18 protein-coding genes and 2 pseudogenes are annotated in these 23,841 nt (G+C 72.7%); 3 read left to right on the top strand and 17 right to left on the bottom strand.

The genetic code is table 11. The features are described from left to right. Window positions 1-8: 8 nt before the first annotated feature. Window positions 9-1,016: pseudogene (locus ACIHEJ_RS06510) on the bottom strand (cytosine permease); the annotation flags it as partial. Between ACIHEJ_RS06510 and ACIHEJ_RS06505 the strand changes: the two are divergent. Further along, window positions 1,001-2,047, top strand: a pseudogene (locus tag ACIHEJ_RS06505) (amidohydrolase); the annotation flags it as partial. The pseudogenes ACIHEJ_RS06510 and ACIHEJ_RS06505 sit on opposite strands and share 16 nt — an antisense overlap. Here ACIHEJ_RS06505 and ACIHEJ_RS06500 read toward each other — a convergent pair. The 3 genes from ACIHEJ_RS06500 to ACIHEJ_RS06490 form a co-directional block, all read right to left on the bottom strand. Beyond that, entirely contained in the window at window positions 2,022-2,768 is a 747-nt protein-coding gene (locus ACIHEJ_RS06500; RefSeq protein ID WP_400132501.1) for a DedA family protein, read from the bottom strand. The pseudogene ACIHEJ_RS06505 and the gene ACIHEJ_RS06500 sit on opposite strands and share 26 nt — an antisense overlap. Before the next feature lie 155 nt (window positions 2,769-2,923). Then, window positions 2,924-4,270 carry a chloride channel protein gene (locus tag ACIHEJ_RS06495; RefSeq protein ID WP_400132500.1) on the bottom strand — a complete coding sequence of 449 codons (1,347 nt, stop codon included), beginning with the start codon at window positions 4,268-4,270 and terminating at the stop codon, window positions 2,924-2,926. 173 nt (window positions 4,271-4,443) lie between these two features. Next, a complete protein-coding gene (locus tag ACIHEJ_RS06490; protein ID WP_400132499.1) occupies window positions 4,444-6,474 on the bottom strand; it encodes a SpoIIE family protein phosphatase in 2,031 nt (676 codons plus the stop codon). A gap of 444 nt (window positions 6,475-6,918) precedes the next feature. On the opposite strand from ACIHEJ_RS06490, the gene ACIHEJ_RS06485 reads away from it, so the two are divergent. After that, window positions 6,919-7,806: an aquaporin gene (locus tag ACIHEJ_RS06485; protein WP_400132498.1), complete on the top strand. Its 888-nt coding sequence runs from the start codon at window positions 6,919-6,921 to the stop codon at window positions 7,804-7,806. Between the two features lie 149 nt (window positions 7,807-7,955). Here ACIHEJ_RS06485 and ACIHEJ_RS06480 read toward each other — a convergent pair whose 3' ends face one another. The 6 genes from ACIHEJ_RS06480 to ACIHEJ_RS06455 form a co-directional block, all read right to left on the bottom strand. Beyond that, a complete protein-coding gene (locus tag ACIHEJ_RS06480) occupies window positions 7,956-9,176 on the bottom strand; it encodes a metallophosphoesterase (protein WP_400132497.1) in 1,221 nt (406 codons plus the stop codon). A gap of 495 nt (window positions 9,177-9,671) precedes the next feature. Continuing rightward, window positions 9,672-11,522, bottom strand: a complete 1,851-nt coding sequence (locus tag ACIHEJ_RS06475) for an ABC transporter ATP-binding protein (protein ID WP_400132496.1) — start codon at window positions 11,520-11,522, stop codon at window positions 9,672-9,674. Continuing rightward, window positions 11,519-11,956: a lasso peptide biosynthesis B2 protein gene (locus ACIHEJ_RS06470; RefSeq protein ID WP_362686284.1), complete on the bottom strand. Its 438-nt coding sequence runs from the start codon at window positions 11,954-11,956 to the stop codon at window positions 11,519-11,521. The genes ACIHEJ_RS06475 and ACIHEJ_RS06470 overlap by 4 nt, the downstream gene beginning before the upstream one ends. Then, the gene (locus ACIHEJ_RS06465) at window positions 11,953-12,207 is read right to left on the bottom strand and encodes a lasso peptide biosynthesis PqqD family chaperone (RefSeq protein ID WP_400132495.1); all 255 of its coding nucleotides are present in this window, start codon (window positions 12,205-12,207) and stop codon (window positions 11,953-11,955) included. The genes ACIHEJ_RS06470 and ACIHEJ_RS06465 overlap by 4 nt, the downstream gene beginning before the upstream one ends. A 30-nt stretch (window positions 12,208-12,237) precedes the next feature. Then, window positions 12,238-14,088: a lasso peptide isopeptide bond-forming cyclase gene (locus ACIHEJ_RS06460; protein WP_400132494.1), complete on the bottom strand. Its 1,851-nt coding sequence runs from the start codon at window positions 14,086-14,088 to the stop codon at window positions 12,238-12,240. A 26-nt stretch (window positions 14,089-14,114) separates the two neighbouring features. Beyond that, window positions 14,115-14,225 (bottom strand): keywimysin-related RiPP, encoded by a 111-nt coding sequence (locus ACIHEJ_RS06455; protein WP_107047813.1) that lies wholly within the window; start codon window positions 14,223-14,225, stop codon window positions 14,115-14,117. A gap of 175 nt (window positions 14,226-14,400) precedes the next feature. On the opposite strand from ACIHEJ_RS06455, the gene ACIHEJ_RS06450 reads away from it, so the two are divergent. Then, a complete protein-coding gene (locus ACIHEJ_RS06450) occupies window positions 14,401-15,198 on the top strand; it encodes a winged helix-turn-helix domain-containing protein (protein WP_400132493.1) in 798 nt (265 codons plus the stop codon). Here the strand turns inward: ACIHEJ_RS06450 and ACIHEJ_RS06445 are convergent. From ACIHEJ_RS06445 to ACIHEJ_RS06415, 7 genes are all read right to left on the bottom strand, one after another. Beyond that, on the bottom strand, window positions 15,179-15,322 hold the full coding sequence (locus tag ACIHEJ_RS06445; RefSeq protein ID WP_400132492.1) for a LuxR C-terminal-related transcriptional regulator: 144 nt from the start codon (window positions 15,320-15,322) through the stop codon (window positions 15,179-15,181). The two genes, ACIHEJ_RS06450 and ACIHEJ_RS06445, sit on opposite strands and share 20 nt — an antisense overlap. 361 nt (window positions 15,323-15,683) lie before the next feature. Further along, window positions 15,684-17,207: an aldehyde dehydrogenase family protein gene (locus ACIHEJ_RS06440; RefSeq protein ID WP_400132491.1), complete on the bottom strand. Its 1,524-nt coding sequence runs from the start codon at window positions 17,205-17,207 to the stop codon at window positions 15,684-15,686. A gap of 57 nt (window positions 17,208-17,264) precedes the next feature. Continuing rightward, entirely contained in the window at window positions 17,265-18,572 is a 1,308-nt protein-coding gene (locus tag ACIHEJ_RS06435; protein ID WP_400132490.1) for a GAF domain-containing protein, read from the bottom strand. A 113-nt stretch (window positions 18,573-18,685) separates the two neighbouring features. Next, window positions 18,686-19,321 (bottom strand): N-acetylmuramoyl-L-alanine amidase, encoded by a 636-nt coding sequence (locus tag ACIHEJ_RS06430; protein ID WP_400132875.1) that lies wholly within the window; start codon window positions 19,319-19,321, stop codon window positions 18,686-18,688. A 114-nt stretch (window positions 19,322-19,435) separates the two neighbouring features. Continuing rightward, the gene (locus tag ACIHEJ_RS06425; protein WP_400132489.1) at window positions 19,436-20,449 is read right to left on the bottom strand and encodes an acetamidase/formamidase family protein; all 1,014 of its coding nucleotides are present in this window, start codon (window positions 20,447-20,449) and stop codon (window positions 19,436-19,438) included. Between the two features lie 204 nt (window positions 20,450-20,653). Continuing rightward, window positions 20,654-22,141 (bottom strand): APC family permease, encoded by a 1,488-nt coding sequence (locus ACIHEJ_RS06420; protein ID WP_400132488.1) that lies wholly within the window; start codon window positions 22,139-22,141, stop codon window positions 20,654-20,656. Window positions 22,142-22,613: 472 nt separating this feature from the next. Next, a complete protein-coding gene (locus ACIHEJ_RS06415) occupies window positions 22,614-23,822 on the bottom strand; it encodes an ROK family protein (RefSeq protein WP_400132487.1) in 1,209 nt (402 codons plus the stop codon). Between the last annotated feature and the right edge of the window lie 19 nt (window positions 23,823-23,841).

The following is a 23,841-nucleotide window of genomic DNA, read 5'->3' as shown; positions in this document are numbered from 1 at the left end:
TCCCGTCCTCAGGCGGTCGTGCGGAGCCGGCGCATCAGCAAGGCGTAGACCGCCGAGGCCACCAGCAGGCCGGCCGGCAGCGCCAGGTCGACTCCGCCCAGCGCTGCGGCCAGCGGTCCCGTGTAGACCGTGTCGACGCACAGGGCGGAGGCGGTGACACCCACGGCAAGGGCCGGCGCGCCCGACCAGTTGACGCCGCCCCGGTACCAGGAGGGGCCGGTGGGGGTCTCGTCGGCGAGGGCGAGGCCGTCGTAACGGTTGCGGCGCAGCAGGATGTCGCTGAACGAGCGCCGGACGCGGATGCCCACGGCCTGGAGGGCGAGACCGGCGCTGTAGGCGGTGAGCGCGTTGAGGGCGACCGTGCCGAGGACCAGCGCGAGCAGGAACACCGGGCGGAACCAGTTCGGCAACAGTGGCTGCAGGGCGGACTCCGGGTCGCTCATGTCGACGGCGGTCGCGGCGGCCGCGCCGATGCCGCACACCACGACGCTGGGCAGGAACCCGCCCAACGCCGTCCAGCCTGCCACCGCCCGCGCCGAGGTGGTGCGCGGCAGATACCGCGAGAAGTCCGCGCCGGTGGTGTACGACAGCGGGCCCGAGGCCATGAGGGCGACGCCGGCCGGCATGGTCACCCAGAGGTCGCCGCCGCTCAGTGGCCGGTCCGGCGCGTAGCCGAAGTCGGCGTGCCGGACGACGGCGACGGCCACGACGGCGAAGACGACCATCAGGGCCAGGGTGATGGGCACGTACAGCCGGTCGATCGCGGCATGGCCGTAGACGCTGATGGCGAGGGTGACTGCGGCGATGAGCACCACGACCACCGCCTTCACCGCGTCGTTCACCGGCAGCCCCGTCCGCGCGACCAGCGAGAAGGCCGCGGCGGCCGCGGCGGCCAGGTTCGGCGCGAAGCAGCAGACCGAGATCATCCATCCGGTCACCGCGTTGTTGACCCGGTTCCCGCGCACCCCGTACATCGCCCGCGTGACGACCTCGCTGGGCGCGCCCGCCGCCGGTCCGCACCGAGGCCGAGGTGCGGGCCCGGTCCGCAGAGGTGCTGCGTGCCATGGCCGCCTCCGGCCTCACCGGCGGGCACGCCATGGACGCGAACGGCGACAGTCTCGCCGTCCACGCCGTCCTGGAGGCCGAGGACGCCCTGCCCCTGCGGCTGCGCGTGGCTCCCTGGTGCCGGCCCGAGGCGGACGACGACACCGTCGCCGACCTCGTGCGGCTCCAGGGCACCGGCGGCGCACTGTGGGGCGTGGCGGGCGTGAAGCTCTTCATGGACGGCACGATCGACAACGGCACCGCCTGGCTGGAGGCGCCCGACTGCCACGGCCAGTCCGCGCACGCCTACTGGCCCGACCCGCAGCGCCACACCCAGGTGATCACCGCCCTGCACCGCGCGGGCGTGCCGACGGCCACCCACGCGATCGGCGACGCGGCGGTCCGCCATGTGCTCGACTCCGTCGAGAAGGCGCGCAGCGACACCCTTGGAGCGGCACGCCCGGTACGACACCGGGTCGAGCACATCGAGACCGTGCCCGACGACACGGTACGGCGGTTCGCCCCGCTCGGCGTCGCGGCCTCCATGCAGCCCACCCACTGCTGCGAGTTCACCCGCGCCGACCACACCGACAACTGGTCGCGTCGGCTGGGCGAGGAGCGGGCCGGGCGCGCGTTCCGCTGCCGCGACCTGTGGGAGGCCGGGGCGAAGGTCGTCCTCGGCTCCGACTGGCCCATCGCGCCGTACCCACCGCTCCAGGTCATGGCCGGCGCCCGGCACCGCCGCCCCGCCGACCTCTCCCTGCCCCCGCACGGCCCGGGCCAGGCCCTCACCGCCCTGCAGGCCCTCCAGGGCATGACGGTCAACGCCGCCTGGGCCGCGGGCGAGGAGCACGCCGCCGGTCTGCCGGCCGTCGGCCGCCGCGCCGACCTGACCGTGCTGGCCGACGATCCCTTGCGGGTGGCCGATACCGACCTGGCCGCGCTTCCGGTGGTGCTCACGGTGGTGGCGGGGCGGGTCACGCACCGGGTGGCTGATCTGTAGGGGGCGTCGGGCGGGGCGGGTCCCGATGCTCCGGACGTGAGCGGGGCCCGGGCGGGCCGGCCGGTGATCGGTCGTGGGGCGCGGGATGGGGCGAGGCCCGGCGCTCGTGGCGTGAGCGGCGGGCCTCGAGCAGCAGGGGCAGCAGGGAGAGGGCCACGACCACGCCGACCAGCGGCAGCAGATAGTCGTCGACGTGCGGCACGGACGCGCCGAGGGTGTAGCCGGCCAGGACGAGCGCCTGCGACCAGAGGATTCCGCCCACCGTCTGCCACAGGGTGAACCTCCGCGTGGGCACCCCGAGCGCCCCCGCCACCGGGTGCAGCACCGTCCGCAGCAGCGGCACGAACCGTCCGATCACCAGTGCCTTGCCGTAGCCGTACCGCGCCAGCAGTTCCTCTGCCCGGGCGGCCGCCGTCTTCACCCGCCGGCTGCTCGTGCGCGCCAGCAGGGCCCGTCCGCCGCGCCGCCCGACCAGATATCCCACCTGCCCGCCGGCCACCGCACCCACCGCCGCGCACAACAGCACCTGCCACAACGCCAGCCGCGGCGGCTGGGTCGCACTCCCCGTGCACAGCACACCGGCCGGGAACAGCAGGGTGTCGCCGGGCAGGAAGAAGCCGACGACCAGCAGGCCCGACTCCGCGAAGATCACCGTCAGGACCCCGAGCGCGCCGAAGGCGGCCAGCACCGAGGCGCTGTCCAACGGATCGACGGCGATCACCGGCCGAGCCTCCTGGCGTCCTCGTAGAGTCGCTCGCACCACCCAGCATCGCGTGTCGGCCGGAAAAGCGCCCGCCCCCGGATCCCGGACGACCTTCCGTGTCCTTGGCACGGGCACGGCTCGAAGGCCGGCTCCTCGGACCCGCCGCCCGAGGATCAGGACGGGGCGGCCTGCTGCCCGCGGGTCTCCTCGTCGCGCCGCCCCCGCAGCAGCCGGCCGGTGATGACCGCGACGACGGCGGCGATGACGACGAGGGGCATCTGGTTGTGGGCGTCATGGCCGAGGAGCAGGACGGCCAGGACCGAGCTGGTCAGCGGAAGCCCCGTGACGGTCGTGGCGCCGGCGGCCATGCCGAGGCCGAGGGCGGGGGTGACGCCGAGACCGGGAAGTCCCGCGCAGGCCAGGGCGGTCGCGGAACCCAGCAGTACGGAGGGGAAGATCGGGCCGCCGCGCATGCTGCCCAGACAGATGCCCCAGGCCACCGCCTTGCACAGGACCAGCGCGACGAGGGCCCCGACGGACCAGGCGTGCGGGTCCGCGGCCAGCTCGCTCAGCGCGGCCTGACCCGACAGCGAGGCCTGCGCGGGGGAGCGGCCGGTGATCAGGGCGTAGGCGGCGAGGAACACGCCGGCCGCCACGGCGCACACAACGGTGCGGACGGCCGTGGCGCGCCTCGCCGTCCACCGGTGGGTGCGCTCCCCGAGCCGGTGCCCGAGGGTCATGACCACGGTGACCAGCGCGGCCGCGGGGATGCCCCACAGGAAGTCGCCCGCGTCCGGGAGCACGTTCGGCGGCACGGTGGGCAGACCCAGGGCGCCGACGGACAGACCGGTCCACCGGCCGAACCCGGTGAAGACGAGGGCACCCGCCGCGCTCGCGGTCAGACAGGGCAGCAACAGAACGGCGAGCTCGGGACCGGCGAGGCCGGCCGCCTCCACCACCATGATCGCCGCCACGATCGGCCCCCCGAGGATGGTGGAGATCGCCGCCGTCGACCCGGCGGTGGCCACCACCGTCTTCTCGTGGGGCTCGATCGCCTTCCGGCGCAGCTGCAGCGCGAGCAGCGCGAGTGCGGATCCGACCGCCATCAGCGGCGCCTCGGGACCCAGCACGACACCCAGGGGCAGGGTCAGGACGGCTGCCAGGAAGACTCCCGGCAGCTCACGCGGCCCGACGGGCGCACCGCCCAGTCCCCGCGCCGGGATGTGCCCGCCGTGTCCGGGCACCCGGGTGACGATCGGGGCCAGGATCAGGCCGGCCAGGGCGAGGGCGGGCAGCGGCCACCACCAGGGGACGCGGGCGTAGCCGACGGCCGCGGGGAGTACCTCCCACACCTGGTGCTGGAGCCACTGCTGGAGGCTGACGAAGAAGAAGCAGGCGAGCGCGACGGGCACACCGAACACGAGCGAGAGCAGCAGGAGCCGCAGATAGCCGGCGCTGAGCAGGGAGGGCCGACGCGCGGCCCCTCCGGGAGGCGGCGACGGGTCCACGGTTCCGCTCACGGTCGCTCCTCGGGCCTGTCGTCGCCTCAGTAAACGGCGCACCGGATCACACCCCCGAAGAGGCCGCACTACAGCGGCGGCCCGCAGCACTCCAACGGAGCAGTCCCGATGGCGGACCCGGCCGGCTCCGACGGAGCAGTCCCGCCGTCGGACCCGGTCGGCTCCGACGGCGCTCAGCGACCGTCCGTCGCCTGCTCGCACCAGATGGTCTTGCCGTGCCGCCCGAACCGGGTCCCCCAGCGCTTCGCGAGCTGGGCGACGATCTCCAGCCCCCGCCCGCCCTCGTCGAGGGCGCGGGCATGGCGCAGATGCGGGGCGGTGCTGCTGCCGTCGGAGACCTCGCACACCAGGCTGCGGTCGCGGATCATCCGCAGCCGGATCGGCGGGCTGCCGTAGCGGAGGGCGTTGGTGACCAGTTCGCTGACGACCAGCTCCGTGGTGAACGCCAGATCGTCCAGCTTCCAGGCCGCCAACTGGTGTTCGGCGAGGCGGCGGGCGGTGCCCACGACGGCCGGGTCCTCGGGCAGTGTCCACTCGGCGAGGCTCTCCTCGTCCAGCCCGTGCGTCCGGGCCAGCAGCAGGACCGCGTCGTCCTCCCCCTGTCCGCGCATCAGCGCGTACACCGCGTCGTCGGCGAGCTGCCGCAGCGCCTGACCGGGATGGGACAGGACGCGGTGCAGGGTCCTCCGCGGGTTTGGCGCCGTACGGACCAGACCGCTCGTGTACATCCCCAGCAGGCTGCCCTCGGGGAGTTCGACGCGGGCCGACTCGTACCCGCCGCGGCCGGTGCCGAGCAGCGGGCCGACCGGTGGCTCGAAGAGGATGGGCTCGCCGTCCGCTCCGACGACCACCGGGGCCGTGTGCCCGGCGCCGGCGGCCGTGCAGATGCGGGTCACCGGGTCGTAGACGGCGTACAGACATGACGCGGTGACCGGCTCATGGGCCTCCCGGGGCAGCGCCGCGGTGATGTCGTCCAGGCAGGACAGCAGCTCATCGGGCGCCGGGTCCCGGGCCGCGAGCGTCATCAGGGCCGTACGCAGCTGACCCATGGCGGCGGCGACCTCGATGCCACTGCCGGTGACGTCACCGACGGTCAGGGCGACCCTGCTGCCGGACAGCGGGAGCACGTCGTACCAGTCCCCGCCTCCGCCCCGCAATCCGGGCAGGTGCAGGGACGCGGTGTCGACGGCGGTCAGCTCGGGCGGTGTGCGGGGCAGCAGGTGGCGTTGCAGGGCGGTGGCGACGGCACGTTCGCGGGCGTAGTTGCGGGCGTTGTCCATGCAGAGCGCCGTGTGCCGGGCCAGCTGCTCGGCCAGGGCCAGATCGTCGTTGTCGTACGGCTGTGGAACGCTGTGCCGGTAGTACCCGACGACGCCGAGGACGGCGCCGCGCACGACGAGCGGTGTCACGATCAGCGAGTGCACACCGGCCTCGGTCAGCACTCGGGTCCGCTCCGGATCGGTGGCCAGCCAGGGCTCGTCCGCCGACAGACGGGCGACGAGCCGGGGTACGGCGTCGTGCAGGCTCTGGGTGAACGGCGTCGGGAACGGGAAGGTGGTCAGCCCGCCCTCCCGCACCGGTCCCGGACCGCCGGTCGCCGAGCGGAAGGCGGCCCGGCGCAGCGGTACGTCCGCCTCGACCGGCCCCGCGGACAGGGCGGCGCCGCGTACCGCCTCGTCGAGCACGTCCACGGTCACCGCGTCCGCGAACCGGCCCACCACCACGTCGGCCAGCGCGTTCGCCGTGGCCCGGACGTCCAGGCTGGTACCGATGGCGCGGTGGGCGTCGTGAAGGACCGCCAGCCGGTCCGCCGCGTTCTGGCGTGCGGTGACGTCCTGGACGACGGCGACCCCGAACGCGCGCCCGTCGCCGGGCCGCACCCGGAAGACCGACACCGAGACCACCAGTTCGCGGTCCGGGTCACCGGGAGGCCGGCCGCGGATCAGACGGTCGCGGATCGGTCCCCCGCCCGCGAGCACCCGGCGGGCCAGTGCGGGGAGTTCCGCTTCGTCGAAGCCCTCCGCGACCTCGTCGATCCGCCTTCCCAGCACCGCGTCACGGGGGACCCCGCGCATCCCGCGCGCGGCGGTGTTGTACTGCACGATCCGCAACTGTTCGTCGAAGACGTACAGCCCCAGGGGTGCTTGGGTGAACAGGGCCTCCAGGACGGCGGCGGGCAGGTCCTGGCCGGCGGCTCCGGGCATCCCCGCCCCTACGTCCGTGCGGTCGGGGCGGCGCCGGACGCAACGTCGGGGGCCGGGTCCGCCGGCAGCGTCCGCAGCCGGCGGACGGGCAGGGAAGGGAGAGAGGTGAAGGCGCTCGCCGAGCCGGACCACGGTCGGCAGAGCCGGTCCAGGGCATTTCGGCAGGAGACCGGCGCGCAGGTCTGCTGGTCTCCGACGAGACCGCGTACGTCGCTGGGCGGGTAGCTGCGCATCACGTGCCCTTTCGGCGTGGACCTCGGGCTTCTCCTCACGACCCTCCGGGGTGCGGCGCCCGGCAGCCATCGGGGCGAGCCGAGCGGGTGAAACGCGGCGCCGGGGCCCGAACGGCTGTCGACGCCGCAGTCGCAACCGACGAGCGGGTACGCACAGGATCGGGGATTCCTCCACTGTCCTCGGACGGGGACTCTGCCCAGACTGCCTCTCATGACGAATGACGCGCTGCCCGAGCGGCCGGCCGTCGTCGTGTGCTCGGCGGAGCAGCGGCCGGCCGCGCGACTCGGGAACGCAGACGTGCCGGTGCGCGCGCCCCGGCGCACCGGACGAGCCGGACGCCTGTCCCGCTACGTCGCCGTACACCGTACGGCAGGCTCGCTCGCCGGCCGCGTCGCCGCCGAGGCGGTGGGGACGGGGCTGCTCGTGACCGTGGCCGTCGGCTCCGGGATCCAGGCCGCCGCGCTGTCGCAGGACGCCGGCGTGCAGTTGCTGGCCGGCTCGCTCGCCGCCGTGTTCGGCCTGGGCGTGCTGCTGACCCTGCTGGGGCCGGTGTCCGGCGGACACCTCAACCCGGCGGTCACCCTGTGCGCGTGGTACGTCGGCCGCCGCCACGGCACCGGACCGACCGTGCGGGACGTCGCCGCGTACATACCCGCGCAGGTGGCCGGCGGGATCGGCGGCGCGGTCCTGGCCGACGCCATGTTCGCCAGGCCGGTCCTGCGGCTCTCCACCCACGAACGGTTCGCCGGACACCTGTGGCTGGGCGAGGCCGTCGCCACGGCCGGTCTGATCCTGCTCGTCGTCGGCCTGGAACGCACCGGCCGTGCCGGACTCACCCCGGCCGCCGTGGCCTGCTACCTCGGCAGCGCCTGCTGGTTCACCTCGTCCACCGCCTTCGCCAACCCCGCCATGACCATCGGCCGCGCCCTCACCGACAGCGCCACCGGAATCGCCCCCGCCTCCGTCGCTCCCTTCGTCGGGGCACAACTGATCGGCGCGGCCATCGGACTGGGCACGGTGGCGATCCTGTACGGCCGCGTCCCGCGCACGGCGGACGGCACGGAACCACCGGGCCGACCGGAATCCTCGGGTCACTGACCGGCCACGTGGCCCCGTACGGCTCGTCGGAGCCGTCGGCCCGGGAATGGCGCGGATCTTGTCCTCAGGGAGACGGGCCTGGTCACCCGTCGACGCCGCATCCCTCGGCTCACGGACTGCTCCCAGCCGATGTGCCGGCCCGTCGAGTGCTACATCGAGCTGGGCAGGTGCGGGGAGCGGAGCACGAGCAGGGTGATCTCGCTGGGGGCGAAGACGCGGAACGGCGGGCCCCAGAAGCCGGTGCCGCGGCTGGTGTAGAGGAGGGTGCGGGAGCCGTGGTGGCTGAGGCCGGCGAGGACGGGCTGGTCGATGCGTACCAGGTGGTGGAAGGGCCAGATCTGGCCGCCGTGGGTGTGGCCGGAGAGTTGGAGGTCGATGCCGGCCGCTGCTGCCCGGTCGATGAACTTGGGCTGGTGTGCCAGGAGCAGGACGGGCAGGTCGGGGTCGGCGCCGTCCAGGGCACCGGCGAGGTGGGCTCGGTGGCCTGTCAGGCCGGAGGACTCGGCGGTGACGTCGTCCACCCCGGCCACCACGAGGGTGTCGCCTCCGCGTTCGAGCAGCAGATGGCGGTTGCGCAGCGGCTCCCAGCCCAGCTCGTCCATCAGGTCGACCCAGCCCTGGGCCTCGCTGTAGTACTCGTGGTTGCCGGTGACGTACACACGGGCCCGGGTGGCCCGCACGGTTCCGAGTGGGGCGGCCTGGGCGCGGCGGCGTTCGGCCGTGCCGTCCGCGATGTCGCCGGTGTGGCAGACCAGGTCGGCTTCCAGGGTGTTCACCGTCTCGCAGACCCGTGCCGACCAGCGGGCGCGATCGAGTGGGCCGTAGTGGGTGTCGGTGATGAGGACGACGCGGGTGCCGTCCAATCCGGCCCCCAGTCGGGGGAGTTGTACGTCGAGTCGGCGCACGCGTGGCACGCGGCGGGCCTCGGCGTACCCCCAGGCGAGCAGCACGGCGGTCACACCGAGGACGGCCCACGTGACGAGGCGGGCCCGGTCCTGACTCTCACCGACGCCGGCCACGGTCAGGGCGAGCCGCAAGAAGACGCCGAGCAGAACGGACCAGGTGAACAGGACCCAGCTCGTGCCCAGCAGGGTGTCACCGACGATCGCCGCCCGGTCCTGCTGGCGCCGGCCGTGGCCGCGCACCATCGCGAGCGGCATACCGGCGAGACCGAGGACGGACAAGGCGGTGCCGACCAGCGTGACGGGCAGCGGCCAGTGCTGGCCGGTGTACAGGAGCATCCAGCAGGGCACGGCCCACAGCAGGACGGGGGCGATCAGGGGGATGAAGCGCATCAGGCGGTGCAGTCGGCTCTGCCGCGGCGCTTGCGCTTCACCCTCGGCGGGCCGTGTGTCGCTGGTGTCGGTCACGCTTCCCCTCCCTGACCAGGCTGCCGTCCCGCGCACTGTATCCGGTCGCCCTCGGGCCGGCCTGACCGGCGTCCGTGGGCTCGGCCCCTTGGGGCGAGGGGGTTCCCTGTGGGATGGGGAAGACTCCGCCGCGGACACCTCCCTCGGCATGAGCCGCGATCAGGGCGCTCCTGCCCCGGCCTCGTTTCGCCTCGGCACCGCTCAGCTGCTTCTGTCGTTGCAACAGGTCGGCACGCTTGCGCCGGGCCTCCGTGCGGCTGCCTGCCGTGTCGGTTGCCTGGAGCGCAACGACGCCTCCAGGTAACCGACTTCAGGCTCTAGAAGAAGCCCAGCCTCTTCGGCGAGTACGACACCAGAAGATTCTTCGTTTCATGGCGGTACAGCTACCGCACCAGTGTTGACCGGCAGGAACGCAACTCATGGCGGCGACCGTTGGGCCGTCGGCCCGTGCATGGCCCTGATCCTGGTCGGCTGAGATCCGGGAACGGCACGGTGTCAGCCGGCCGTCCCCGCTCCGGCGCCGCCGGGCCCCCCTCCTGGCCGGAGCATCTGGCTGGCGGCCAGTTCGCGGTAGAGGGCGTTGTCGGCCAGCAACTCCTCGTGGCGTCCGCCGGCGGCGGTGCGGCCGTCGTGCAGGACGATGATGTGGTCGGCGTGCTGCACGGTGGACAGGCGGTGGGCGACAACCAGCAGGGCGCACTCCTGGGCGACGTCTTTCATGACGGTGGTGAGCGCCGATTCATTGATCGCGTCGAGGTGGGAGGTGGGCTCGTCCAGCAGGAGCAACGCGGGGCGGGCCAGCAACGCGCGGGCGAGGGCGATGCGTTGGCGTTCGCCGCCGGAGAGGGTGCTGCCGCGTTCACCGATGACGGCGCTCAGGCCGCCGGGCAGCCGGTCGACGACTTCTTCGAGTCGGGCAAGTTCCGTGACGCGCCGAATCTCCGCTTCCGTGGCGTCGGGCACGGCGTAGGTGATGTTGTCGCGCAGGGTGCCGTGGACGACGTGAGTGTTCTGGTCGACGACGGCGATGCGTCGGCGGCATGCGTCCAGGGTGAGTTCGGTCGCAGGCCGTCCGTCGAAGAGCACGTGGCCCGCGTCCGGCTCGTAGAACCTCGCCACCAGCGCGAACACCGTGCTCTTGCCGGCTCCGGACCGCCCCACCAGGGCGACGTGCTGCCGGTGCTCGACGGCGAACGAGACGTCGCGGAGGACCGGCCTGCCCGGGGCGTAGCCGAAGCGGACGTCGCGCAGGGCGAGGGCGGGCTGCGCGGGGGTTGCGGACGGCACGGCCGGCCGGGGGGTGTGCGTGCGGACTCCCGTGATCCGCGGCGCGGTGGGCTCGACAGGCAGACGGAGCGCCTCGTCGATGCGCTGGTAGGCGCCCATCCCGCGTTGGATGAGGCCCACGGCACGGAAGACGGAGGACAGCGGCAGGACGAGGTACGAGGCGTACAGCAGGAAGGCTACGAGGTCGCCGAGGGAGCCGGCCCGGCCGTTGACGCGCAGGCCGCCGACGACCAGGACGATGAGGAAGGAGCCCTGAACGGCGAGTTCGACAGCGGGGCTCATGACAGAAGCGAGCTTCGCGGTGCGTACCCCCGCGCCGTAGGCCGCCTCGACGCGTGCGCCGATGCAAGCCGCCTCGCGCTCCTCGGCGCGGTGCACCCGGACCATCGGCAGGGCACCGAGGGCGCGTTCCAGGTCGGCGGCGATGGCACCGACCGAGTCCTGCATCTGTTCGGACGCGCCTCTGATGCCGGTGAGTAGCGAGGCCACGACCAGGGCCGCCGCGGCCACAGTGACGGCGACCAGAAGCAGCAGCAGAGGGTCGAGCCACGCCATGAGGACGATCGCCCCGGCGGCGACAAGGCTTCCCGTCACCAGATCGACGAGGGCCTGCGACACGACCTCCCGGAGCAGGGTGGTGTCGGCCGTCACCCGGGAGATGAGGTCGCCGCCCCGGTGGCGTTCGTACTCCCTCATCTCCAGCCGGAGCAGCCGCCCCACCAGCCCGTGTCTGAGCTGCCGTACGACACCTTCTCCCATCCGTTCCAGAAGGAAGCGTCCCGCGGCTCCCGTCACCGCTTCGGTGAGGAACAGTGCGCAGAGGAGTGCCAGCAGCGGCCAGATGACCTGCCCGCGGCCGCTCGCGTCCACGACGTGCTTGGCGACGAGCGGCTGGGCCAGTCCCAGGGCGGAGCCCACGAGGGTCAGTACCGTGGCGACCGCGACGGCGCTCCGGTGCCCGGCGGTGAGCCGGTACATCGTGGCCACCGCCGCCCGGGTGGACTTGTCACCCTCGGTGACCGCGCCCCGGCCGCCGTTCAGAACCGTCGTGCCGGTCATCGGGCGGTCGGCCGTGGCAGCGGATCGACGGCCACGAGCCGGGCGAAGTAGCCGTCCGGCACACCCTCGCCGACGGGACGGCCCTCCGCCTCGATCCAGGCATGTGCAGTGAAGGGCGGGACGACGCGTACGCCGGTGCACCAGGTCGGCCATGTTCCGCCGAGCCGGCACACCAGTGCCGCCCCCAGAGAGCGTGGCAGGCACCCCTTCGGACCGGCGCAGCGCAGGCTGGCGGCGCACATGGCGTCGCGCGCGTTCTGGGCCTGCGCGGCGGTGGCGGGCGCGGCACCGCGCCGCAGGATGCCGAGTACGGTGCGGATGCGGCGGGGCGGCAGAAGAGCGAGGACGACGGCGGGGAGCAGGACGAGGCGGGCGGCCAGGCGCCGGGCCACAGGAACACCGGCGGGTCGTTCCAGCGCGCTGGGCGTCGTCATGAGGCGAGCCCCGAACTCCGCAACTCCCGTACGAGCGTCCCGACGTCCTGCACGGCCTGCGCCTGGTCGATGTCGAACTCCCGGACCAGGGCGGCGGCCGCGTCCGACTCCTCGCCGCCGTCGAGCAGCGTCCGCACGACCAGAGTGGCGGTCGGATTCAACTCCCAATAGGCACCGGCCCGTTCGTCCAGCAGTACCGTGCCGTAGTCGGTCTCGGCCGTGGAGACGTTGTCACCGAACCGCAGGGGCATGTGTGGGGCCTTTCTGACGTGGGGACGTGGTCAGGGGTGTGGGACATGGGTGCGGGTGCGGGCGAGTCCCCGCAGCCACACCTCCGCGGCGATCGTGGAGTAGAGGATGGCGTCGGACAGCCCCGGAGAGGCGGGCCTCCGGGCGAGGCGGCGGAGTTCGGCGCCGTCCACCAGGCCCAGCGCCTCCAGCCGCGAGTCCTCCCACAGGGTCAGCAGGTCGGCGCGGTGTTCCCGCAGTCCGTTGGAGGCGTCCATGGAGGCCGTGGCCTTGTTGGCCCGCCGCAGGCAGGCCTCGGGCACGATCCCGCGCATCGCGGCGCTCAGGACGGGCTTGTACGCCCAGGGCGTGACGCGCTCGCTCGGGCGTACGGCGAGACATGCCTCGATGACGCGGTCGTCGAGGAAGGGAGAAGCCATCGGCAGGCCGGCGCGGGCTGCCATCCGGTCCCACTGCCGGATGACGCGGGTGCACGAGCGGATCTGTTCCAGGTCGGTGTGCAGGCCACGGTCCGGATGCAGTGGCGAGATGGTCTCCGAGGCCGCAAGCAGTGCCTGACGGGCCATCTGTTCGGCGTCGGGAGTCACCCAGTCGAACAGGCGCGGGGCCATGCCCCAGCCGAGACCCGTCGCGACCGACGGGGCCAACGGGCCACGCAGCCGGCCGGCTGCGTCGGCGAGCCATTTCCCGTACGGCCGGGAGTCGGCGAGAGCGCGGACCGTGCCGGCGAGCGGCCACTGCCACAGTGCCCGGAACCCGCGCAACTGGCGCAGGGCGAAGAGCGGACGGCCGCGCAGCAGCCGGTGGTAGTACGCCTCTGAGCACCATGCCACGTGGTCGCCGCCGATGCCGGTCAGGTGCAACCGGCTGCCGCGTGAGGCGAGGCCGGGCAGATGATGCAGGACCCGGGAGCGGTCCATGACGCCGATGGTGGGCTCGTCGAGGAGGTCGTCGATGGCGAGCAGGTCCTCGTAGACCAGCGGCGACGCGTCGGCGTCCCAGACCACGTGCTCGACGTCCGGGAGGTGGCCCATCGCCCGCTCCGCCCAGTACAGGTCGGTGTCCGCCGGATCGCGTCCCGGCCATGTACTGGCCACCACGCGGGCGGGGGAGCGGTCGGCCAGGAAGCAGACGGAGGTGGAGTCCAGGCCGCCGGACAGGTCGCAGCTCACCACGCCGCCCTGCCGGGTACGCGCGCCGACGGCCTCCTCCAGCGCGGTCCGGATCAGCGGCGCCGCTTCGGCGAGCGGCCGGACCGGCTCCGGCGGTGTCCACCACCGGGTATGCCGTACGGTGCGCCCGTCCGCGGCGACAATCACGGCGTCCTGTGGAGGAACGGCGGTGACCGCGCGCCACAGAGACGTCTCGAACAGCGGATACGGGGCGGGCCACAGCAGCCTTACGGCCAGCTCTTCCACGTCGGGGTCGAGGCCCAGGACGGCGGCGAGCGTGTCGGCACGGGTGGCGGCCACCCGCACGCCGTCCGTCTCCGCGTGGAAGACCAGTCGCAGGCCGGAGGCGGTGCCCTGAACCCTGATCTGTCCGTCGAGGGCGCCCACGAGGTGGAAACTGCCGGGGAGGGAACGGGCCAGGGCGTCGAGCTCCGCGAGATCGCGCAACCGTGCGGCCCGCCGCCGCAGTTCACCGGCGTCGATGGGGCAGCAGCCGACGACGGCGACGGCGGCACCGCCGGCGGTCGCCGTGACCATTTCGTCGTCGTGCCAGCGGCCGACCAGCCAGGGCCGGCCCGACGCATGCGCGAGGATCCGGCTTCCGGGGCGGGTGAAGGAGCGGGCCACGGCGGCCGCGTCCGCACGGTCGGTGAAGACCGCGAAATGCGCGTCGCCGGGGCCCGTCCCCGCACTTTCGTGCAGTTCAGTCATGACGTCGGGTCAAGGACCGTCGGTCGTCAGTTCTTGCTCAGGATCAGCCGGTCGTTGCCGGAGCGCTGAAGGAGCCCCGTTTCCTTCCGGAAGGTGCCGAGCCGGACGAGCGTCGGTGCCTCGTATGCCTTCTTCATGACTACTCCTCACGTGCGGTTTCCCGACCGCTTCCCTGACCGACGACCCGGCACTGCCCGGTGTGCCGTCGGTCTGCCCAGGGTTCATCGGGAACCTGGGCCGGAAGTGGGCGCATCACCCAGCTAGCTGCAAAACGTGAGTCGGTGGCAAGGACGTTCATAAAAGTCGCATGATATGCGGAATTCAAAACCCCCGGAATGCGTGCACCTCGCCTGGTGGCTGTTGTTGGCACTGCATTGTCGTGCGGCTCGGGGTGTGCTTGGTGGAAGAAACGATATGGGCTGTGTCCTTGCAGCTACCTGCCGCTCCTCCCGGACGCGCCTGACGACGGCCGTGGGCGGGCGCCGCCGGGCGCACTCCGCGCCCGTAGACACGCGCCGCTTCCTGGCGCTCCACTCCATGCGTTCACCAGATGTCTCACCGACCGCCGAGTGCAGGCGAAACCGCCGGGCCGTGCCGGAACGGACGTACGGCCCCGCCGGACATGAACGGACGGGGTCGGTCGTGACGTCTCGGCCACCAAGCCACACCGCGTTCCCGCCCCTCTGGAGATCTTTGAGGGGGCGGGTTACGTGGGGGCGTGCCGGCTGTCGTGGGCCGCGCTGTGCGGCCCGGCGGTTCAGGGTGACGCGTAGGTCGGCGAACCGCCGGCGTCGGGCGTCGGCTTCGGGCGGTCGGCAGGCCCTGGTCTCCAAGGGCCCCGGCGATGCCCGCTCGACCGCGCTTTCCGCAGGCGGTGTCAGAGGCCGGCCCGCCGCCGCTTGGAGCGACCAGTGCCGGAGCTCGGCCAGGATCACCGAGGTCGTACGTCACAGGTTCGGCGTCGAGTACACCCTTTCCGGGCTGGACCTGATGCTGCACGGCACCGGCTGGAGCGTGCAGATTCCCAAGGCCCGGTTCGAACGGATGCAGTACCGACCGGGTCTGTCCAGTGAACGTGTTTCTGGAGTTGTTACAGAAGGCGGTGGGTGACGACGGCGAGGGAGCAGCGTTCGGGGCAGTGCAGCTTCTTGCGCAGAGAGAGCAGGTGCGCGCGGACCGTGTGGTGCGACAACGTCTCGGCGTCGGCGATCTGGCGTACCGGCAGGCCGTTCACCACGTGCTGGGTCTCTCGGCCGGGGTGAGCGGTGTGGTCGGGGCGGGGGCAGCCATGGTGGTCTTCCTCGTCGGTATCGGTCAGTGGCTCGACATAGGGCGCAGGCGCACGGGGACGGAGGTGTGCCCGTTGCTGATGAGGCTCGGCAGCCTCTTCAGCGCAGTTCGCTGCGTGGCGAGGTGACGTACCCGAGGGCTGAACCGGGGGTTTGGTCCGTGACTGGTCCGGAAGCACTGGTCAGGAGGGGTGCAGTCGTGGGAGGAGTTGGGAGTTAGCGCGCAAGCCGGGCTCGGTCGAGAGCGGGTTGAGCGAAGGGCGCCTGACGGGTGAAAACCCAGGTCAGGCGCCTTTTCGCACGTGTCTAGAAGAAGCCCAGCTTCTTCGGCGAGTACGACACCAGGAGGTTCTTCGTCTGCTGGTAGTGCTCCAGCATCATCTTGTGCGTCTCGCGGCCGATCCCGGACTGCTTGTAGCCTCCGAACGCCGCGTGCGCGGGGTAGGCGTGGTAGCAGTTGGTCCACACGCGGCCCGCCTGGATCGCGCGGCCCGCGCGGTAGGCGGTGTTGGCGTCCCGGGTCCACACGCCCGCGCCGAGGCCGTACAACGTGTCGTTGGCGATCTTGATCGCGTCGTCGAAGTCGTCGAAGGAGGCCACCGAGACGACCGGGCCGAAGATCTCCTCCTGGAAGATCCGCATGCGGTTGTCGCCCTCGAAGACGGTCGGCTGGACGTAGTAGCCGCCCTTGAGCTCGCCGTCGTGCTCGATGCGCTCCCCGCCCGTGAGGACCCTCGCGCCCTCCTGCCGGCCGATGTCCAGGTAGGACAGGATCTTCTCCAACTGGTCGTTGGATGCCTGGGCGCCGATCATCGTGTCGGTGTCCAGCGGGTGGCCCGGCTTGATCTGCCGGGTGCGCTCGACCGCCGCCTCGAGGAACTCCGTGTAGTGGCCCCGCTGGATCAGCGCCCGGGACGGGCAGGTGCACACCTCGCCCTGGTTGAGCGCGAACATGGTGAAGCCCTCGAGTGCCTTGTCACGGAAGTCGTCGTCGTGTGCCCACACGTCGTCGAAGAAGATGTTCGGCGACTTGCCGCCGAGCTCGAGCGTGACCGGCTTGATGTTCTCCGACGCGTACTGCATGATCAGCCGCCCCGTCGTGGTCTCGCCGGTGAACGCCACCTTCGCCACCCGCGGGCTGGACGCCAGCGGCTTGCCCGCCTCGACCCCGAAGCCGTTGACGATGTTCACGACACCCGGCGGCAGCAGGTCCGCGATCAGGCTCATCCAGTAGTGGATGGACGCCGGGGTCTGCTCCGCGGGCTTGAGGACGACCGCGTTCCCCGTGGCGAGCGCCGGCGCCAGCTTCCACGCCGCCATCAGGATCGGGAAGTTCCACGGGATGATCTGCGCGACGACCCCGAGTGGCTCGTGGAAGTGGTACGCCACCGTGTCGTCGTCGATCTCGCCCAACGACCCCTCCTGCGCCCGGATCGCCCCCGCGAAGTAGCGGAAGTGGTCGATCGCCAGCGGGATGTCCGCCGCCAGCGTCTCCCGCACCGGCTTGCCGTTCTCCCAGCTCTCCGCGACCGCGAGGGCTTCGAGATTGGCCTCCATCCGGTCGGCGATCTTCCGCAGGACGTCACTGCGCTCCGTCACCGACGTGCGGCCCCACCCCGGGGCGGCCTGGTGCGCCGCGTCCAGCGCCCGCTCGACGTCCTCCGCGGTACCGCGCGCGATCTCCGTGAACGGCTGCCCGTTGACCGGCGACGGATTCTCGAAGTACTGCCCGCGCATCGGCGGTACGTACGCGCCGCCGATGAAGTGGTCGTAGCGCGCCTGGTAGGAGACGATCGCGCCTTCGGTGCCCGGCGCCGCGTAACGAGTCATGCTGGTCTGCCTCCCGGTGCAGCGCTGCCCGCCGTTGGGCAGCTCTCGCCCGCGAGGCTAGGCAGACGGACGTTGCACCCACGTTGCGCCGCGCATCCGCGCCGGTGCCCGGCCGGCCGGTGCGGTCAGTTCGGCCTCGAGCGCGGTGAGCCGGGCCCGCACCGGCGCGGTGGGCCGCACCGCTGCGAGCGCCCGCCACACCTGGAGGTCGTCCTCCCCCCAGGACGCGTGCGCCCAGTCCGCCAGCAGGTCCGGATCGCGGTGCGCCATCAGTGCCGTGCGCAGCCCGTCGGTGAGACGGTCCCGCAGCCGTACGATCGCCGGGGCCTGCGAACCGGGCAGCAGCGGCCCGGTGTACGCCTCCATGGCCGCGGTGAGCGCCCCTGCCTCCAGCCGTCGCTCCACCATGGTGGCGTCCGACTCGACCGCGACCGCGAGCCGGTACGGCCGGGAAGCGAGCAGCCCCGGACCCAGCAACCTGCGCAGCCGGGCCAGTTCGGCCCGCAGCGTCACCGGGGTCACCGACTCGTCCGCGTACAGCGCGCACAGCAACTCGTCACCGGTGAGCCCCTCGGGATGCACGGACAGCAGCACGAGGAGCTCGCTGTGCCGGCGGCTGAGCCGGATCCGGCGTCCGTCCAGGACGAGTTCCGCCTCGTGCCGGCCCAGCGCGCTCAGCAGCGGCGTGTCCTGCGTGCGGCGCGGCGGGGCGAGCAGGGCCAACTGCGCCTCCGCCGCCCGCGCCACCGCCTGCACGAACCCGAGGCTGTGCGGGTGCGCCAGCCCGTCCCCGCCGGTGATGTCCACCGCGCCCAGGACCCGGCCGGTGCGCGGATCGTGCACCGGCGCCGCCGCGCAGGTCCATGGCTGGACCCGGCGTATGAAGTGTTCCGCGGCGAACACCTGCACCGGCCGGCCCACCGCGACCGCGGTACCCGGCGCGTTGGTGCCCACCGCGTTCTCCGACCAGCGTGCTCCCGGCACGAAGTTCATCCGGTCCGCCCGCCGCCGGGTCGCCGGATGCCCCTCGACCCACAGCAGCCTGCCGTGCGCGTCGCACACCGCCAGCAGATGCTCGCCGTCTGCGGCGAACGTACCCATCAGCTCCCGGAACAGCGGCATCACCGGGGCCAGCGGATGCTCCGCGCGGTAGGCGCCGAGGTCGGCGTCGGTCAGCTCCACGCTGGCGGTGCCGTCCGGCCCGACCCCGGCCCGTGCGCTGCGTCGCCACGACTCCGCCACCACCGACCGGACAGGGCGCGGCACCGTGCCCACACTGGTGAACGTCTCGTGCGCCCGGCGCAGCAGGCGGACGCGCTCGGCGGGGTCGGCCCCCGGCTCCAGGGCCACCCACGGATCGGTCAAGTCGGCCTCCCCGGACGGTGAGAACGGCGGTGTTGTGGCTACGACCATCGTCACGCGCAGTGTTCGCGCCGACAACCGGTTCGACACGGCCGGCCGGACGGCCGTGTCGAAGGCTAGGCGAAGTTGACCAGTCTCAGATAGCGGACCCAGTCCCACTCCGGTCCCGGGTCGGTGTGGTCCGTGCCCGGGACCTGGTAGTGGCCGATGATGTGCTCCCTGTCCTTCGGAATGCCGTACAGGTCGCAGATCGCCGCGGTGAGCCGCGCCGACTGCTCGTAGAGGGCGTTGGTGAAGTAGGCGGGCTGGTCCACCCAGCCCTCGTGTTCGATTCCGATGCTGCGGGTGTTGTAGTCCCAGTTGCCGGCGTGCCAGGCGATGTCGGTGTCGTGCACGCACTGGGCGACATGACCGTCGGCCGAGCGGACGAGATAGTGCGCGGAGACCTTCTTCTGCGGGTCCGCGAAGATCGCCAGCGTGTCGGCGTACGTCTCCTGTGTGACGTGGATGATCACCCGGTCGACGGCGTAGCTGCCGGGGCGGTACGACGAGGTGTAGTTGGCGGCGTTCGCCGGCTGCCACTCGGCGGGCGGATAGTCGACGGTCCCGGTCTGGGCACCGGCGCGGGGGTCGGGGAGCAGCGCGTAGGGGACGGCGGCGAGTGCCGCGCCCTTGAGGAGCCGGCGTCTGTTGAGGCGTGGCCGTGCCGGGCCCGCTGACGTGGTCGGTTCAGCCGGGCCGATCGGGTCCATGTCCATCGGCGGGTGCCTTTCAGGAGTGTGTGGGGGGGAGCGGAGCAAGGCGCCGTGCGGGCACGTCATCGGGGTCGGCCGGACCTCGGCGCCGTGCGGGCACGCCGACGTCCGTCAGCGGCGCAGGGCTGCCGCGGTCTCCCGCAGCCGCGCGTGCACACCGCGGTACGTCTCCCGCGCGGGCAGCCACTCCTTGCGGAGCTTGGCCACGCAGGTGTAGTTCGTGTCGCACACGTTGGCCAACGGTGATTCGACCGCCTGGGTTGCGAACTGATACGCGTCCAGCTCACTGAATCCGTAGTCGCGCACCAACCACTGCACCAGGTCGAGCTGCGATATCCGGAACGCGTCCTCCAGCGGCCGCGCCGAGCCGGTCGAGACGATGTGCGTGTCCGACTCCAGGCGGGGCCACGGTGTCGCGACGTCCTTGAGGAGCTCCACGACCACCACCGTGTGCATCGCGCACTCCACGGCCACCCCGCAGGTCTCGCCCTCGCCCTGCCGGGCGTGTCCGTCGCCCAGGCTGAGCAGAGCGCCCTCGACGTTCACCCCCAGGTAGCAGGTGACGCCGGCCCGCATCTCGGGCGTGTCCATGTTCCCGCCGTGCGCGTCCGGGACCAGGGCGGAGCGCACCTCCAGGTTGGCGGGGGCCACGCCCACCGTCCCGTGCATCGGGTCCAGGGGCAGTTCGATCTCGAAATCACTGTCCTGCGCCCGGAACAGGGCCGTACGCCGTGCGCGGTCGAGCTGCCAGATCCAGACCCGCTCCGGCAGCGGAGGCTGCAGAGTGGCCGTGCTGTATGTGGAGGTGAGCGCGCCGAAGAGGGGTACCGTCGTCGACGCCGCCCAGTCGCGGGCCGGTTCGATCGACACGAAGTGCACGGCCACCGTGTCGCCGGGCTCGGCGCCCTCGATGTGGAAGGGGCCGGTCTGCGGATTGAGGAACGGGAACTCGCAGACCTCGGAGACGAGGTCCTTCTCGGAGCGGACCCGGCCGGCGAAGCAGTCCTCGGTGTACAGGTCGAGAACGGTGCCGGGCGCGATCCGGGCCATCGGCGCCGCGCCACCGAACGTCCAGGCGTACTGGTCCGGCTCCGGGCGCACGGTGAGGATCCGGGGGTCGGTCATCGTGACAGGGGTCCCTTCTGGCAGCGGTGGTCACGGGGCGAGTGGCTCGAGTCTGGGGAGAGGCGGCGGCTCGTGGGCGGGGGGTGGCGGCGGCTCGGGGTCGCGGAGTGGCGGTGGCCCGGGGTCGTCGGGTGGCGGTGGCCCGGGGCCGTGGCGTGGAGGCAGGTCGGGGCGTGGCCGGCTCCGTTCCTCCGGCTCGAGGGGTCAGCGCGCTACGGTGCCGTCCTGCCGAGGGCCGACCGCGGGGTCGTACTCCTCGAGGTGCACGCGTGCGGTCTCGGCTATGCGCTCCGGGTGACGTCGCATCAGTACCAGCAGCACCACCAGTCCCGCCGCCATCCAGGCGCCGACGACCGGCCCCGCATAGGACACCGGAGGCGTCAGCTCGGTCACGAAGTCGAACACCGGGAGTCCGGCGGCGGTCAGCAGCGCCGGGACGAAGGCCGCGATGCCCAGCAGGGGGAAGAGCAGGTGGCGTACCGGCTTCAGGGCGCCCCGGCCGGCACGCAGGAAGTGGCCCGCGCAGGCGAGGTCGACGACGATGTAGACGCCGACGACGACGGTGACGATCACCGTGGCGAGGAGCAGGAACGCGGTCACGGGGTCGTAGGCGAAACCGAGTCCCAGCACCGCGCCGACCGCCACGACGGTCTGCGCGGCCGTACCGGCCACGGGGGAGCGGTGCCGGGGATGGAGCGTGGCCAGCAGACGGGGCAGTACCCGGATGCGGGCCAGGGCGAAGGCCGTACGGGTGGAGACGTTCGCGCACGCGTTGGCGTTGGCGATCGTGGAGTTGACCACCGCGAGGAACACCAGCACCCAGAACAGGCCGAAGGAGGCGCGGGCGACCCCGTCCCAGGACGCCTCGCCCGACGCGCCGAACTTCGCGAAGCGGTCCGGGCCGAAGTAGACGGTCATCGCGTAGGTGGTGATCACGTAGAAGAGTCCGATGCCCAGCGCGGCCCCGAGGACCGCGCGGTGCATCGTGCGGCGGGGGTCGCGGGTCTCCTCGGCGAGCGGCGCCGCCGCCTCGAACCCGGCGAACGCCAGAACCGTGTACACGGATCCGGCGAACACGCCGCCGACTCCCGCGTGAGCGTCGGCGGTGTGGGACGTGCCGAACACCGAGAGGGTGTTGGCGTCGCCCGCCCTGCCGATGAGCAGGAGGGAGAACGCCAGGAAGACGAGGATCTCGAAGACGCCGAGGACGGTGCCGAAGCGGGCCGAGGCGCGGACGCCGAGATAACCGGTGACGGCGATGACACCGGCTCCCGCCAGCGACCAGGGCCACCACAGGTCCGCCGGGTACGAGGACCACTCCTCGTGCAGCGTGCCGGCCGCGGTGAAGCCCAGTTGCAGGAGCAGCAGGGGTGGGACGAGCATCTCCACGAACACGTAGCCCCATCCGACGAGGAAGCCCACGGCTGGGTGCAGCCCGCGCGCCGCATAGGTGGCCACCGAGCCCGCGGCAGGCAGCTCGCGTGCCAGCTCGGCCACGCACGATGCGGTGAACAGGCAGGCCACCAGGGCGATCAGCACCGCCAGCGGCAGGCTGCCGCCCGCGAAGGCGGCGCCCGACGGAATCGACGCGGCCACCGCGGCGGCGGGCGCCATCGCCGTGACGCTCTGGAACAGGACCTCGCGCAGACCGATCGCGTCTCGCCGCAGAGTCCCGGTCGTCTCCCCGCCCATGCGTCCCCCCGATGCGTGTCGGGCCACTGCCGTCCGACGTGTGTGATGTCCCGTCAGTTAACAAGCCCCGACGTGGACTTGACCGTCCGACGGCTGCGGCTCGTGTGCATCACGGTACGGCGCCGGAGGGACGGGCAGAAGGCCGCGGAGCGGTTCCGTGGAGAGCGGGCGGCCTGTGGACAACTCCGTCACCCGATCGGCTGAGCCGGGGGGGGGGAACGGGGCCTGGGCGCTGATGTCACCGCCGTTCCTCGGGCACCGACGGGCCGCCGACGCGCGGCCGTCACATCGGCCCACGCTCCCGCAAGGACACCACCGTGGCGCAGCAGCAGGATGCGCGCCTGCTCGTCGAGCATCAGCGCGCACGAAGCGAGCAGCGCCTGTGGTTGCGTCCTGGTCCGTTCCCCACGTGGCACCCAGTCCGTCACGTCCTCCAGGCAGTACGGTCCCTCGGAGACTGGTCGCGCCCCCGTCAGGACCGTTCCGTGACCACCGCCGGGTCGTCCAGCACGGAACGTACGACCGAGTGCGCCGCACCCAGCAGCGGGCCCTGTGGGCCCAGCCGGGACACCGTCACCGGGCAGGGCAAGCCCGCCGTACGGCCGGCCAGTTCGGCTTCCAGGGAGGGCAGCAGCCAGGGGGAGAGGCCGGCCAGCGCCCCGCCCAGCACCACCGTCTCCGGGTCGAGGAGGTTCACCGCGCCGGTCAGGGCGATGCCGAGCGCCGTGCCGGCGTCCCGCAGAGCCGTTCGCACGGGGGCGTCACCCTTCTCGGCGCGGTCCGCGAGCAGACCCACCAGATCCTCGCGCGGCTCCAGACCGGCCGCACGCAGGACTGCCTCCTCGCCCGCGTACTGCTCCAGACAGCCGCGGCTCCCGCACGGGCAGCGGGGCCCGTCCGGCCGTACCGGGACGTGGCCCAGCTCGCCCGCGAAGCCCCGGGTGCCGCGGAGCAGCCCGCCGTCCACGACGACGGCCGCACCGATGCCGATCTCGGCCGAGACATGCAGGAAGTCGCCCGGCGTGCCGTCGCCGAGCCACAGCTCGGCGAGTGCGCCGAAGTTGGCCTCGTTGTCCACGGTCAGCGGCCATCCGCCGGGCAGCAGTGCGCCGAGATCCGTGCCGTGCCAGTCGAGGTTCGGTGCGCGTACGACCGTCCGTCCGTCCCTGGCCACCAGTCCGGGCACGGCGACCGCGAGCCCGGCGGGCCAGAGTTCCTCCCGTTCGGCCTCCGCGACGACCCGGTGGATCAGCGCGGTCAGCTCCGCGACCACCGGCTCGGGGTCCCGGCCCCGGTTGGCGCCGTGCCGCACGGCACGCGCGCGGACCGCGCCGCGCAGGTCCACCGCGCACACCGCGAGATGGTCGACGCCGATCTCCGCCCCGATCCCGGCCGGACCACGGCCGCTGACCGCGAGTGCCGAGCCGGGCCGGCCCACCCGGCCGGGCCGCTCCGGGCCCAGCTCCTCCAGCAGTCCCCACCGGATCAGCTCGTCCACCAGCGTCGACACGGCCGCCCGGGTCAGACCGATGCGCGAGGCTACGGCAGCCCGGGACAGGGAACCCTCGTCGCTGACGGCGTGCAGCACGCGGGCGAGATTGCGCCGGCGCATGCCCTGCTGGGTGTCCGGAAGAGCGCGGCCGGTGCCGGGCGGGCGGCCCTCGTGCAGCGGTGCGGTCATGCCTGAAGTCGATCCTCTG

Source organism: Streptomyces sp. NPDC052301 (assembly GCF_044593395.1).
GTDB lineage: Bacteria > Actinomycetota > Actinomycetes > Streptomycetales > Streptomycetaceae > Streptomyces.
Note: the sequence above shows the minus strand (reverse complement) of the source record. Positions and strands in the feature narration are given on the sequence as shown.